The following is a 13,454-nucleotide window of genomic DNA, read 5'->3' as shown; positions in this document are numbered from 1 at the left end:
CCCCGTACACGAGAACTGGCCGCGCCCGGTGAACCAGAGCTACGCCGTCCCCGCCGTCGCCCTGGTGGTCCTCGCGACCGTCCTGGTCGGCGCCTTCGGACTGCGCATCTCCCGGACCACCTCCGACTTCTACGTCGCCTCCCGCACCGTCGGGCCGCGGCTCAACGCCGCCGCGATCAGTGGCGAGTACCTGTCCGCGGCCTCCTTCCTCGGCATCGCGGGGCTCGTCCTGGTCCAGGGGCCGGACATGCTCTGGTACCCGGTCGGCTACACCGCGGGCTACCTGGTGCTGCTCCTCTTCGTGGCCGCGCCGCTGCGCCGCTCCGGGGCGTACACCCTGCCCGACTTCGCCGAGGCGCGGCTCGCCTCCCAGCCGGTCCGGCGGCTGGCCGGCGCCTTCGTCGTCGGAGTCGGCTGGCTCTACCTGCTGCCCCAGCTCCAGGGAGCGGGGCTCACGCTGGCGGTGCTCACCGACGCGCCCGACCGCTTCGGCGGGCTGCTCGTCGCGCTCGTCGTGGTCGCGACGGTCGCCGCGGGCGGCATGCGCAGCATCACCTTCGTCCAGGCCTTCCAGTACTGGCTCAAGCTCACCGCGCTGCTGGTGCCCGCCCTGTTCCTGGTCCTCGCCTGGCAGGGCGACGGCGCGCCCCGCCACGCCTTCCAGGAGCCGGCCGCGTTCCGCGAGCAGCGCGTCGTCCACGTCGACGACAGCCTCGACCTGGACCTCGCCGAGCCGCTGGCCGTCACGGTCACCGGCACCGTCGACGGCCGCCGGCACACGCGGGAGCGGCTGCGGCTGCCGGCCGGCGTCCACCACATCGCCCAGGGCACCCGGCTGTCCTTCGCCGCGGGCACCCCGGTCCCCGCCGCCGGCCGCGCCGACGACGGCGGCATGTCGACCTCGCTCGCCCCGGGCCGCGAGGAACGCCCCCTCTACGCCACGTACGGCCTGATCCTCGCCACCTTCCTCGGCACCATGGGACTCCCGCACGTCGTGGTCCGCTTCTACACCAGCCCGCACGGGGTCGCCGCCCGCCGCACCACCGTCGCGGTGCTCGGCCTCATCGGCGCCTTCTACCTCCTGCCCCCGGTCTACGGGGCACTGGGCAGGCTGTACGCCCCCGAGCTGACCGTGACCGGGGACGCCGACGCCGCCGTCCTGCTGCTCCCCGACCGCATGATCGGCGGCCTCGGCGGCGACCTGCTGGGGGCACTGGTCGCGGGCGGCGCCTTCGCCGCGTTCCTGTCCACGGCCTCCGGACTCACCATGGCCGTGGCGGGCGTCCTCACCCAGGACGTGCTGCCCGCCCGCGGAGTACGGCACTTCCGCCTCGGGACGGTGCTCGCCATGGCCGTACCGCTGGCGGCGAGCATGCTCGTGGGCGGGCTGCCCGTGGCCGACGCGGTGGGTCTCGCGTTCGCGGTGTCCGCGTCCTCCTTCTGCCCGCTGCTCGTCCTCGGCATCTGGTGGCGGCGGCTGACCCCGCCCGGCGCGGCGGCCGGGATGCTGGTCGGGGGCGGCGCCGCGTTCGTGGCCGTCGCCGCGACGATGGCCGGCTACCCCGGCACCGGCACCCTGCACGCGCTGCTCGCCTGGCCAGCGCTGTGGTCCGTACCGCTCGGCTTCCTCACCATGGTGCTGGTGTCCCTGGCCACGCCCGGCCGGGTGCCCGCGGGGACCGCGGCGATCCTGGCCCGCTTCCACCTGCCGGAGGAGCTGTCCGAGCCGCGGCGCACCGCCGTACCGCACCCGAAGGAGGCCGAGGCGTGAGCAGTGCACGGGGGACCGGCCCGGTCCCGGCAGCGGGCGGGACGCCGCCGAAGGCGCTGAGCGCGCTCCCCCACGGGGCGGGGGCACGGGCGTGAGCGGCTTCCTGGCCGGCCTGTGCGTCGCCGTACTGCCCCTGCTGGCCGCCGGCTTCTGGCTCGGCAGGCGCACCTCCCGGCCCCGCAGCCTCGGGGGCCTCGGCACACCCGTCGAGCACGCCACCTTCCAGACCCTGCACACCGCCTCCCTCGCCGCACCCCCGCTGCGCGCCGGCCTCACCGGGGAGACGGCCCGCAAGTCCGCGCGGCGGCTGCGCACCCTGCTCGGCACGGACGCCCTCTGCCTCACGGACCAGGAGAGCGTCCTCGCCTGGGACGGGGTGGGGGAGCACCACCGGGGCGAGATCATGGAACGGCTCGCAGGCCCGCTCGACTCCGGCCGCGGCGAGGCGTTCCGGCTGAGCTGCGCCACGCCCGACTGCCCCCTGCGCTGGGCCGTCGTCGCCCCGCTCACGGTCGACGACCGGGTGCACGGAGCCCTCGTGGCCTGCGCGCCCGGCGAGTCCGCCGTCCTGGTCAGGGCCGCGGCCGAGGTCGCCCGCTGGGTCTCGGTCCAGCTGGAACTCGCCGACCTCGACCGCTCCCGCACCCGCCTGATCGAGGCCGAGATCAAGGCCCTGCGTGCGCAGATCTCCCCGCACTTCATCTTCAACTCGCTCGCGGTGATCGCCTCGTTCGTGCGCACCGACCCCGAGCGCGCCCGCGAACTGCTGCTGGAGTTCGCGGACTTCACCCGCTACTCCTTCCGCAGGCACGGCGACTTCACCACCCTCGCCGACGAGCTGCACGCCATCGACCACTACCTGGCGCTCGTCCGCGCCCGCTTCGGCGACCGGCTCTCCGTCACCCTGCAGATCGCCCCCGAGGTGCTGCCGGTCGCGCTGCCCTTCCTCTGCCTCCAGCCACTGGTGGAGAACGCCGTCAAGCACGGGCTGGAGGGCAGGACGGACAAGAGCCGCATCAGCATCACCGCCCAGGACGCCGGTGCCGAGGCGCTGGTCGTCATCGAGGACGACGGGGTGGGCATGGACCCCGCACTGCTGCGCCGCATCCTCGCCGGCGAGGTCAGCCCGTCGGGCGGCATCGGCCTGTCGAACGTCGACGAGCGGCTGCGCCAGGTCTACGGGGACGACCACGGCCTCGTCATCGAGACCGCCGTGGGCGCGGGCATGAAGATCACGGCCCGGGTGCCGAAGTACCAGCCGGGCGTGCACTCCGCGGGACGGCTGCCCGGCGACTGACGGCCGGGGGAGGCGCCCCCGGACCCGGTCCCCGGGACGGCCGGCTGCCGGCCCGGGACCCGCGCCTCAGGTGGTACGGGTGGCCACCATCCCCAGCGTGATCAGACCGAGCACGACCCAGCCGAACCACAGCCAGCCGTTGCTCCCCAACGCCACCGTGTAGGCCGTCACCGCGACCAGCCCACCTATGGTGAGCACCCCCATGGTCTTCGTGGAACCGGGCATCGCGACACCCTCCTCTGGTTCGTCCACCTCCATGGTGCCCCGATCCGGCGCGGAACGGGTCACCCGGGACGGGAGAGGGCCGGTTCAGCGCCCCCGCGCGTCCAGCGAGGCGAGGTAGGCGTTGTAGGCCTCCAGCTCCTTGTCGCCGTCGCGGTCGGCGGCCCGGTCGGTCCGGCGGGCCTGCCGCTGCTCGGAGCCGTACCACTGGAAGAGCAGCGCGAGGAGCACCAGCACCGAGGGGATCTCGCTGAACGCCCAGGCGATGCCGCCCGCCGCGTTCTGGTCGGCGAGCGCGTCGATGCCGAGCGAGGCGGGCGGGTTCTCGTACGTCTTGACCATCGGCGCCGACGCCATCATCAGCGCGATCCCGAAGAAGGCGTGGAACGGCATGCCCGCGAACAGCTCCAGCATCCGCATCAGGTAGCCGGGCCGGTGCGGGCCGGGGTCGACGCCCATGATCGGCCAGAAGAAGACCAGGCCGACGGCGAGGAAGTGGCACATCATCGCGACGTGACCGGTCCTGGACCCCATCAGGAAGTCGAAGATCGGCGAGAAGTACAGGGCGTACAGACTCGCGATGAAGAGCGGGATGGTGAACGCCGGGTGCGTGATGATCCGCATGTAGCGGCTGTGCAGGAACATCAGCAGGATCTCGCGCGGCCCCTTCTGCCCGCGGACCCCGGCCACCGGCAGCGCGCGCAGCGCCAGCGTGATCGGCGCCCCGAGCAGGATCAGGATCGGCGACAGCATGCTGATCACCATGTGCTGCACCATGTGCACGCTGAACATGACCATGCCGTAGTCGTTCAGCCGGGTGCACATCATGAGCAGGACGGTCAGCACGCCGACGACGAAGGACGCGGTCCGGCCGGGCGACCACGTGTCCCCGCGCCGTGCGAGGCGCACGACGCCCCATCCGTACAGGCCGAGCCCCAGCAGGCAGGCGACGAGGAAGAAGGGGTCCGGGGACCACTCCAGGCCGCGTCCCAGCGTGAACGGCGGCAGATCCGTCGACATGCCGTGCCCGCTGTGATCCATCCGCCGGCTCCTGTTTCGTGGGGGTGCCCTCCCGGCCCTTTTACGGCTCTGGGTGGGGTTTGTGCGCTGTCTGTCCGCACCAGAGTAGAACTGCCCCCGGTCGCGGCTGCGACCGGGGGCAGGACTTCGCACGAGTGGGACGGAACCCGGGCATCTCCGGCGGGTCAGAGAACGACTTCCGCCTCGGCGTAGCGCTCGTCGGGCACCGTCTTCAGCGTCTCGACCGCGTCCGCGAGCGGCGCCATCACGATGTCGGTGCCGCGCAGCGCGGTCATCATGCCGAACTCGCCGCGGTGCACGGCCTCCACGGCGTGCCAGCCGAACCGGGTGGCGAGGACACGGTCGTACGCGGTCGGCGTGCCGCCGCGCTGGACGTGCCCGAGGATCACCGGGCGGGCCTCCTTGCCGAGGCGCTCCTCCAGCTCCAGGGAGAGCTGGCGGGCGATGCCGGCGAAGCGCTCGTGCCCGTAGATGTCCTTGCCGCCCTCGTCGAAGCTCATCGTGCCCTCGCGGGGCTTGGCGCCCTCGGCGGCCACGACGATGGCGAACCGCTTGCCGGCCTCGAAGCGCTCGCCGACCTTCGCGGCCAGCTCCTCGATGTCGAAGGGGCGCTCCGGCACGACGATGGCGTGGGCACCGGCCGCCATGCCGGAGTGCAGCGCGATCCAGCCGGTGTGGCGGCCCATGACCTCCACGATCAGCACGCGCTGGTGGGACTCGGCGGTGGTCTTCAGCCGGTCCAGGGCCTCGGTGGCGACGCCGACGGCCGTGTCGAACCCGAAGGTGACGTCCGTGACCGCGATGTCGTTGTCGATGGTCTTGGGGACACCGACGATCGGCAGCCCGCTGTCCGACAGGAGGCGGGCGGCCTTCAGGGTGCCTTCGCCGCCGATCGGGATGATCGCGTCGAGGCCCAGCTCGGCGACGTGTCCCTTGGCCCGCTCGACGCCGTCACGCAGATGCGCCGGCTGGACCCGGGAGGAACCGAGCATGGTGCCGCCGCGAGCGAGGATGCCGCTCACCGCGTCGAGGTCGAGCTTGAGGTAGTCGCACTCCAGAAGGCCCTTCCAGCCGTCCCGGAAGCCGATGACCTCGTCGCCGTGGTCGACGACGGCACGATGCACGACGGACCGGATGACGGCGTTCAGACCGGGGCAGTCGCCGCCGGAGGTGAGGACACCAATGCGCATAGCCCGAAATACCTTCTCCACGTGGGCCGGGGACCGGACCACGTTGTCCGGCTGGATCCCCGCCACCCTACCGGCGGGAGGGGGCGGGGACGCACCGGGCGTCCGCCTGCTGGACGCCCCCGCACAGGTGAGCGGAACCCGTGCCAGACGGGCTCTGCTGAACCGTTTCGCGGGGGCCGCGGGCGGACGGCGCGCCGTGCCTCAGGCGGGCTGCTGGGCCGCCGCGATCCGCTCGGACCGCAACGCCTCGTACCACCGGTCGTCGATCGGCGGCAGCGCGTTGACGTCGAGCGCCAGCTTCAGCAGCAGGTCGGCGATCAGCGGGTTGCGGGCCAGCACGGGACCGTGCATGTAGGTGCCGAAGACCGTGTCGTTGTACGCGCCCTCGGTGCCGTCGCCGGTGCCGTTGCCCTTGCCGAGCCGCACGTTCGCGAACGGGCGCGCCGTCGGGCCCAGGTGGGTGATGCCCTGGTGGTTCTCGAAGCCCGTCAGGGGCGGCAGGCCGAGACGCGCGTCGATGTCGCCGAGCACGTCGCCGACGCACCGCTCGCCCTCGCCGCGGGTGGAGACCACGTCGAGGAGACCGAGGCCGGGCTCGCGCTGGCCGAGGTCGTTGATGAACTCGTGGCCGAGGATCTGGTAGCCCGCGCAGACGGAGAAGACGATCGCCCCGTTGCCGACCGCGCGGTGGAGACCGCCGTCGCGGCGCAGCCGCTCCGCCGCGAGGCGCTGCGGCCGGTCCTCACCGCCGCCGATCAGGTAGATGTCGCCCGAGGTCGGGATCGGCTGGTCGCTGCGCACGTCGAGGCGGGCCACGTCGAGGCCGCGCTGACGGGCCCGGCGCTCGACGACGAGGGCGTTGCCCTGGTCGCCGTACGTGCTGAGCAGGTCCGGGTAGATCCACACCAGCCGCAGTTGGTTGTCAGTCATGGTCATCCTCTTGGGTCAGTTTCCGACGCGGCGGCGCAGGTCCTGGAACGCGGTGTAGTTCGCGATGACCTCGATGCGTCCCGGCGGTGCCGCCTGCACGGCCTGGTCGAGGTTCTCGCAGACCTGGAAGTGCTGGTTGGCGACCTCCAGACGCACCGCGAGGTCCAGCTTCCGGTCGCCGACCACGAAGATCGGGTGGCCGGTGAGCCGCGTGTAGTCGACGTCCCAGAGCCAGGAGGTGTCGGTGCCGTCGGCGCCGCGCGCGTTCACCGACAGGATGACCGGGGTCGGCGGCGGGTCGATCAGCGAGAACGTCTCCAGCCAGCCCGCCGGGTTCTTGGCGAGCAGCAGCCGCAGGTCGCGCTGCATGAACTGCACGACGTCGTAGCGTCCGGCCACGGCCTGCACCTGGTACATGCGCTCCAGGGCGACCTGGGGCGGCACGCCGAACACGGCGGCGACGGCGGCGGAGGAGGCGGCGTTCGCCTTGTTGGCGCGGCCGGGCAGCTGGAGGTGGATCGGCCAGCTGGAGCCGTGCGGGTCGAGGACGTAGTCGCCGGAGAGCGCCCAACTCGGCGTGGGGCGGCGGAAACCGCACTCCCCGCAGAACCAGTCGTCGCCGGGGCGCTGCATCACACCGCCGCAGGACGGGCAGGACCAGGCGTCGTCCTTCCACATCTGGCCCGCGGCCACCCACACCACGTTCGGCGAGGAGGAGGCGGCCCACACGACCAGCGGGTCGTCGGCGTTGGCGACCACGACGGACTTGGTGCCGGCCAGGCCCTCGCGCCAGTGCTCGGCGAGCATGCGGGTCTCGGCGGCGCGGTCGAGCTGGTCGCGCGAGAGGTTGAGCAGCGCGATCGCCTTGGGGTCGGTGTCGCGCGCGACTCCGGCCAGGTACTTCTCGTCGACCTCGATGACCGCGAACTTGGCGTCGGAGCCGCCGGCCAGCGCCGAGGTGATCCCGGCGGGCATGTTCGCGCCCAGCGCGTTGGAGACGACCGGGCCCGCGGCGCGCAGCGCCTCGGCGATCAGCCGGGTCGTGGTGGTCTTGCCGTTCGTGGCCGACACCAGGATCACGTCCAGGTGTGTGGCGAGCCGGGCCAGCAGGTCGGGGTCGAGCCTGAGTGCCACCCGGCCGCCGATCACCGATCCGCTGCCGCGTCCAGCGGCACGCGAGACAGCCGCGGCCGCCTTGCCCGCCGTCACGGCCAGCTTGGCCCGCGGCGTCAGCGGGTCCGAGTTGCCTGACATCGTTCTCGATCCTCCTTGCGTACGCGCCGCGCCTCTGCCCCCGGCACCGTGTGGCCCTCAGCCTATCGAGATCCACTCACGTGCCCGAATCGCGGCACCGTCACGGTGCCCGCGCGACATTCGCGCGACATTGAGGACCGTACCCTTGCCGCCATGCGACAAGGCTCCATCCCGGGCGCCCGAGGGCGAGTCCGGCCCCTCACCCTGCTCGGCGACCCCGTCCTGCACGCCCCCTGCCGGGACGTCACGGACTTCGGTCCCCAACTGGCCGGGCTGGTCGAGGACATGTTCGCGACGATGTACGCGGCCCAGGGGGTCGGCCTCGCGGCGAACCAGGTCGGGGAGCCGCTGCGGGTGTTCGTGTACGACTGTCCCGACGACGAGGACGTCCGCCATCTGGGACACGTGGTGAACCCGCGGCTCGTCACGGCGGACGGGGTGGTGCTGCGCGGTCCGGAGGGCTGTCTGTCGCTGCCGGGACTGGAGGCGGGCACCGAGCGGTACGACCACGCGGTCGTCGAGGGGTTCACGGTGACCGGTGAGCCGGTCGCGGTGCACGCCACCGGCTGGTTCGCCCGGTGTCTGCAGCACGAGTGCGACCACCTCGACGGCCTGGTGTACCCGGACCGGGTCACGGGGTGGCGGCGCCGCCGGGTGCTGCGCCGGGCGGCGCGGGCCTCCTGGGCGCGCTGAGGCCGCTCGGGCGCCCGTCGCGGGGTCAGAAGCCGGGGCCGCCCGCCTTGTCGCCGGCGGCGGCCAGCCGGCCCCACAGCAGGTCGGCGAGGCTCCGTACCAACTCGGAGCGGGGACAGGGCCGTTCGCCGAGCCACCAGTCGCCGGCCGCGTGCATCATGCCGACGATGCCGTGTCCCCAGACCCGGGCGAGCTGCTGGCTGCCGGGGCCGAGGTCGACGCGTTCCTCGATGACCTCCGCGAGCTCCTCGCCCATGCGGCGCAGCAGGGGAGCTGAGTGCAGGCCGACGTCGAAGCCCTGCTCGCCCGGCTGTCCGGCCTCCGCCGGATGCATCAGGAAGCGGTACACCTGCGGGCGGGCCTCGATGGCCGCCAGATAGGTGTCCAGTGTCTTCTCGACGCGCTCCCTCCGGTCGGCCGGGGCGTCCAGTGCGGCCCGCAGCGCTTCGAGGAGGGCGTCCGTGTGCCGCTTGGCGAGGGCCGCGTAGAGTCCGCCCTTGTCGCCGAAGTGGCGGTAGAGGATCGGCTTGGTGATCCCCGCCTCCGCGGCGATCGCGTTCATCGAGGCGCCGGGGCCGTCGCGGAGCACCACCCGGTCGGCGGCCTCCAGCAGCTCGCGCCGGCGGCGGTCGGCGGACCTCTGCTGATCGGTCCGCTGCGTGGTCTCCATGTGCTCTCCCCACCCGTGCTTATTTGGTGACGCCTGCGCAAACTAACACTCACAGGCGTCGTCGGATCGAACGGGCTGCCGAACGGGATCCGGGAGTTGACTTTTCCTACCGGCCGGTAACAGACTCGCGTTACCGCAAGTAACACGCGATTGCAGCGCTGGAGGGGTCATGGCCGAGTTCACCATGGAGCTCAACGACGAACAGAAGGAGGTCCGGGACTGGCTGCACGGCTTCGCCGCCGACGTCATCCGCCCCGCGGCCGCCGAATGGGACGAGCGTGAAGAGACGCCGTGGCCGGTCATCCAGGAGGCGGCGAAGGTCGGCATCTACTCCCTGGACTTCTACGCGCAGCAGTACTTCGACGCCACCGGCCTCGGCATCCCGATGGCGATGGAGGAGCTGTTCTGGGGCGACGCGGGCATCGCCCTGTCGATCGTCGGCACCGGCCTCGCCGCGGTGGGCGTCCTCGCCAACGGCACCGAGGAGCAGATCGGCACCTGGATCCCCCAGATGTACGGCGACGCCAACGATGTCAAGGTCGCCGCGTTCTGCTCCTCCGAGCCCGACGCCGGCTCCGACGTCGCCTCCATGCGCACCCGCGCCGTCTACGACGAGGCCAAGGACGAGTGGGTCCTCAACGGCACCAAGACCTGGGCGACCAACGGCGGCATCGCCAACGTTCACGTCGTCGTCGCGGTCGTCGACCCCGAGCTCGGCTCCAAGGGCCATGCCTCCTTCATCGTCCCGCCGAACACGCCCGGCCTCTCCCAGGGCCAGAAGTTCAAGAAGCACGGCATCCGCGCCTCGCACACCGCCGAGGTCGTCCTGGAGAACGTCCGGGTCCCCGGCTCCTGCCTGCTCGGCGGCAAGGAGAAGCTCGACGAGCGCTTCGCCCGGGCCCGCGAGCGCGCCAGGAAGGGCGGCGAGCGCGTGAAGAACGCCGCGATGGCCACCTTCGAGGCGTCCCGCCCGGCCGTCGGCGCCATGGCCGTCGGCACCGCCCGCGCCGCGTACGAGGAGGCGCTGGAGTACGCCAAGACGCGCGAGCAGTTCGGCCGCCCGATCATCGACAACCAGGGCGTCGCCTTCCAGCTCGCCGACATGCGGACCTCGATCGACGCGGCCCGCCTGCTGGTCTGGCGTGCCTCCTGGATGGCGGTCAACGGCAAGCCGTTCACCGCCGCCGAGGGCTCGATGTCGAAGCTCTTCGCCAGCGAGACCGCCAAGAAGGTCACCGCCCAGGCGCTCCAGATCCTCGGCGGCAACGGGTTCACCCGGGAGTACCCGGTGGAGCGCATGCACCGCGACGCCGCGATCTACACCATCTTCGAGGGCACGAGCGAGATCCAGCGCCTGGTGATCGCCCGCACCCTCTCCGGGATGCCGATCCGCTAGGCCGTGTCCGGCAAAGCGCCGGCCCCCTCCGGCGGCTCAGCGGTGTCTGAGGGGCGTCAGCTGCTCGATGTCGTAGCGCGAGCGCAGCTCCTCGATCGCCGCGTGGTCGGGGGGACCGCCCGCCGACAGGATCTCCAGCAGCTCCTCGAAGTAGTGCTCGTGATCCGGCGGCGGCGACGCCTGGAAGAACATCTTCGCGGGCGTGTCCGTCGGGTTCGCGAAGGCGTGCGGGCACCCCGGCGGCACGACGATCACCGTGCCCGGGGTCGCCCGCACGATCCCGTTCCCCGTGCCGGACTCCCACCGCTGCCAGTGGTCCGGGGTCCGCACCCGGGGCTCGAAGGCGAGCACGTCCAGCTCGCCTTCGAGCACGTAGAAGAGCTCCTCGCTGCGCGTGTGCACATGCGCCCCCACGTCGAAGCCCGGCGGCACGACCACCTCGAAGCTGGACGCGCTGCGCGAGTGGGTGCCCGTCACCTTGAAGGTCACGTGCTGGGCGGGGGTGCGCACCGTCCGGCCGTGGCCGGGCGGTACGAGGAGCCCCTCGGGCGGGGTGAGCGCCGTCATGAGCCGGTCACCAGGTCACGGGCAGGGCCTCGGGCCCCCGGATGAGCGCGCCCCGGCGGAACGGGACCTCGGCCGCCGGGATCGCGAGCCGCAGCCCGGGCACCCGGTCGACGAGCGCGTCGACCATCAGCTCCGACTCCAGCCGGGCGAGCATGCCGCCCACGCAGTAGTGCGGACCGAACCCGAAGGAGACGTGCGGGTTCGGACTGCGGGAGAAGTCGATCCGCTCCGGGTCCGGGAAGACGTCCGGGTCGCGGTTCGCGGCCAGGTACGACACGTACACCGCGTCGCCCTCCCGGATCCGGACGCCCCTGATGTCCACGTCCTCGGTGGCGATGCGCGACAGGCCCACCGCGCTGCGGTGCGGGATGTAGCGCAGCAGCTCGTCGATGGCCTGCGGCCGGATCTCCGGCTCGGCGCGCAGCCGCTCCCACAGGTCGGGGCGGGTCAGCAGGATGTAGAACATCTGCCCGCAGTTGTTGGTGACCGCCTCGCCGCCGATCTGGATGAGCACGGCGAGACCGACCGCCTCGTCCATGGTCAGCTCGTCCCGGCCCACCGCCGCGCCCAGCAGCGAACCGACGTCCTCGCCCGTACTGTCCCGCCGGTCGCCCACCAGCTTCGCGAAGTAGGCGCTCATCTCGTCCTTGGCCCGCTCGCTGACCTCGGCCCCGTGCGAGGAGGACAGGATCAGCTGGGTCCAGGTGTGCATGCTCCGCCGGTCCTCGGCGGGCACCCCCATCAGCTCGCAGATGACCGCGATGGGGAAGGGGCTCAGGACCGCCTCGGTGAGGTCCGCCGGCGGACCGTCCTGGATCATCTCGTCGACCAGGTCGCCCAGCATGCGGCGGGCGCTCTCGCGCAGCCGTTCCACCCCGCGGGCCGTGAAGGCCGCCGCGACCGAGCGGCGCAGCCGGGTGTGGTCGGGCGGGTCGGCGAAGCCCACCGCGCCCGCCGCCGGGATGAAGTGCGGCGCCAGCCGGGTGACCTGCCGTCCCATGACCGCCGCCCGGCTGAACCGGGGATCGTTGGCGACCATGCGCACGTCGTCGTGGCGCGTCACCAGCCACGCCCAGCCCTCGCCGTGCGGCAGCTGGATCCGGGTGACCGGGCCCTCGCGCATCAGCTCGGCCAGCACGGGGTCGAACTCCACGCCGGTCAGATGGAGGGCGGGCCAGTGCCGTACGGGCGGCAGCGCCCCGGTGATCGTCTGTTCCGTCATCCCGTCACCGTCGTCTCGTGGGCCGCGTCGTGCCAGCGGCCCAGGGCCATCTCGGCGGTGATGCCGGGGCCGAAGCCCGCGAGCAGCCCGCGCGAGGCGTGCTCCGCGCCGCCCTCGTCGAACAGCCGGCGCAGCGCGTCCAGGACCACGGCGCTGGCGATGTTGCCGTACTCCGTGAGGGTCGCCCGGCTGAAGCGGAAGGCCTCCGGCGGTACGCGGAGGAACGTGCTGAGGTCGTCGAGGATGCGCGGGCCGCCGGCGTGGATGATGTAGAAGTCCAGGTCGGAGGCGTTCCAGTCGTGCTGCCGCGCGAGCGCCTGGAGCGCCGGGGCGAGCGGCTCCATCGTGGTCGGCACCCGCTTGTCCAGCAGGAAGTGGAAACCGGTGGCCCGGACGTCGTACATGATCCAGTCCTCGGTCTTGGGGATCAGGTACGAGCCGTTGCGCTCCAGCCGGATGCCCGTGCCGCCCCGGCCGCGCACGGCGGCGGCGGCGATGCCGTCACCGAACAGGCCGTTGCACAGCAGGGAACCGACACCGAGGTCGGTCGGCTGGTAGCACAGCGAGCAGAACTCGCAGGCCACGATGAGCGCGTTGGCCTCGGGATAGGCCGTGCAGAAGTCGTGCGCGCGGTTGATGGCGGCGCCTCCCGCGGCGCAGCCGAGCTGCGCGATGGGAATCTGCCGGGTGTCGCTCTCGAAGCCCATCTCGTTGATCAGCCAGGCAGTGAGCGACGGCATCATGAAACCGGTGCACGAGACGTAGATGATCACGTCGACGTCGGTGGCGAGGAGTTCCGCGTCGTCCAGCGCCCGCTGCACGACCGCGGGGACACGGGCCTTGGCCTCGCGCTCGTAGACCTTGTTGCGGTCCTCGAAGCCGGGGTGCCGCAGCGTCTCCTCGATCGGCTGGACGATGTGCCGGGTGCGGACCCCGGTGTTCTCTATCAGCCGTAGTGCCAGCGGGAGTTGGGGATGGTCGGGGTGACGGGAGCGGGCCAGCTCCAGCGTCTGCTCCATCGTGATGACGTGTTCGGGGACTGAAACCGCGGGTCTGCACAAAGTCGCCATGTCGAAGCGCCTACTTTCGCTTCCGGGGAACGCTTCGTCCCCCGGCGGAAGGGTGGTTCACCACGGAACGGTGGTGTCCCCACGATCACCCGGGGGCGCCCGGATATCGCGTCGGACTACTCCAGACCGGG

13 protein-coding genes are annotated in these 13,454 nt (G+C 72.3%); 4 read left to right on the top strand and 9 right to left on the bottom strand.

The features are described from left to right. Positions 1 to 28 precede the first annotated feature (28 nt). On the top strand, positions 29 to 1,771 hold the full coding sequence (locus tag ACFYQQ_RS15890; protein WP_355784315.1) for a cation acetate symporter: 1,743 nt from the start codon (positions 29 to 31) through the stop codon (positions 1,769 to 1,771). 91 nt (positions 1,772 to 1,862) lie between these two features. After that, positions 1,863 to 3,068: a histidine kinase gene (locus ACFYQQ_RS15885; RefSeq protein ID WP_356164611.1), complete on the top strand. Its 1,206-nt coding sequence runs from the start codon at positions 1,863 to 1,865 to the stop codon at positions 3,066 to 3,068. A gap of 66 nt (positions 3,069 to 3,134) precedes the next feature. Here ACFYQQ_RS15885 and ACFYQQ_RS15880 read toward each other — a convergent pair whose 3' ends face one another. From ACFYQQ_RS15880 to ACFYQQ_RS15860, 5 genes are all read right to left on the bottom strand, one after another. After that, on the bottom strand, positions 3,135 to 3,293 hold the full coding sequence (locus ACFYQQ_RS15880; protein WP_356164609.1) for a hypothetical protein: 159 nt from the start codon (positions 3,291 to 3,293) through the stop codon (positions 3,135 to 3,137). An 84-nt stretch (positions 3,294 to 3,377) separates the two neighbouring features. Beyond that, a complete protein-coding gene (locus ACFYQQ_RS15875; RefSeq protein WP_355795853.1) occupies positions 3,378 to 4,331 on the bottom strand; it encodes a cytochrome c oxidase assembly protein in 954 nt (317 codons plus the stop codon). Between the two features lie 164 nt (positions 4,332 to 4,495). Beyond that, complete coding sequence (locus tag ACFYQQ_RS15870; protein ID WP_355792023.1) at positions 4,496 to 5,521, bottom strand: 6-phosphofructokinase; 1,026 nt, start codon at positions 5,519 to 5,521, stop codon at positions 4,496 to 4,498. Positions 5,522 to 5,722: 201 nt separating this feature from the next. Beyond that, positions 5,723 to 6,451, bottom strand: a complete 729-nt coding sequence (locus ACFYQQ_RS15865) for a glutamine amidotransferase (protein ID WP_121408719.1) — start codon at positions 6,449 to 6,451, stop codon at positions 5,723 to 5,725. A 15-nt stretch (positions 6,452 to 6,466) separates the two neighbouring features. After that, positions 6,467 to 7,705, bottom strand: coding sequence for a MurT ligase domain-containing protein (locus ACFYQQ_RS15860; RefSeq protein ID WP_355792021.1), 1,239 nt, complete (start codon positions 7,703 to 7,705; stop codon positions 6,467 to 6,469). A gap of 153 nt (positions 7,706 to 7,858) precedes the next feature. Here ACFYQQ_RS15860 and def point away from each other — a divergent pair, with 153 nt between their 5' ends. Further along, positions 7,859 to 8,398 (top strand): peptide deformylase, encoded by a 540-nt coding sequence (def, locus tag ACFYQQ_RS15855; RefSeq protein WP_356164606.1) that lies wholly within the window; start codon positions 7,859 to 7,861, stop codon positions 8,396 to 8,398. A gap of 25 nt (positions 8,399 to 8,423) precedes the next feature. Here the strand turns inward: def and ACFYQQ_RS15850 are convergent, their stop codons facing one another. Further along, positions 8,424 to 9,068: a TetR family transcriptional regulator gene (locus ACFYQQ_RS15850; RefSeq protein WP_356164604.1), complete on the bottom strand. Its 645-nt coding sequence runs from the start codon at positions 9,066 to 9,068 to the stop codon at positions 8,424 to 8,426. 169 nt (positions 9,069 to 9,237) lie between these two features. Between ACFYQQ_RS15850 and ACFYQQ_RS15845 the strand changes: the two genes are divergently transcribed. After that, positions 9,238 to 10,464, top strand: coding sequence for an acyl-CoA dehydrogenase family protein (locus tag ACFYQQ_RS15845; protein ID WP_356164602.1), 1,227 nt, complete (start codon positions 9,238 to 9,240; stop codon positions 10,462 to 10,464). A 36-nt stretch (positions 10,465 to 10,500) separates the two neighbouring features. Here ACFYQQ_RS15845 and ACFYQQ_RS15840 read toward each other — a convergent pair whose 3' ends face one another. The 3 genes from ACFYQQ_RS15840 to ACFYQQ_RS15830 are packed head-to-tail and all read right to left on the bottom strand — an operon-like array spanning position 10,501 to position 13,323. Beyond that, on the bottom strand, positions 10,501 to 11,031 hold the full coding sequence (locus tag ACFYQQ_RS15840; protein ID WP_356164600.1) for a cupin domain-containing protein: 531 nt from the start codon (positions 11,029 to 11,031) through the stop codon (positions 10,501 to 10,503). A gap of 7 nt (positions 11,032 to 11,038) precedes the next feature. Continuing rightward, positions 11,039 to 12,253: a cytochrome P450 gene (locus ACFYQQ_RS15835; protein ID WP_355783756.1), complete on the bottom strand. Its 1,215-nt coding sequence runs from the start codon at positions 12,251 to 12,253 to the stop codon at positions 11,039 to 11,041. Further along, a complete protein-coding gene (locus tag ACFYQQ_RS15830) occupies positions 12,250 to 13,323 on the bottom strand; it encodes a type III polyketide synthase (protein ID WP_355783753.1) in 1,074 nt (357 codons plus the stop codon). Before ACFYQQ_RS15830 ends, ACFYQQ_RS15835 begins: the two co-directional genes overlap by 4 nt. Positions 13,324 to 13,454 lie beyond the last annotated feature (131 nt).

Origin of the sequence: Streptomyces sp. NPDC005496 (assembly GCF_042872045.1) — a bacterium.
Taxonomy (GTDB): domain Bacteria; phylum Actinomycetota; class Actinomycetes; order Streptomycetales; family Streptomycetaceae; genus Streptomyces.
The sequence above is the reverse complement of the archived record's forward strand: the minus strand, read 5'-3'. Positions and strand labels throughout refer to the sequence as shown.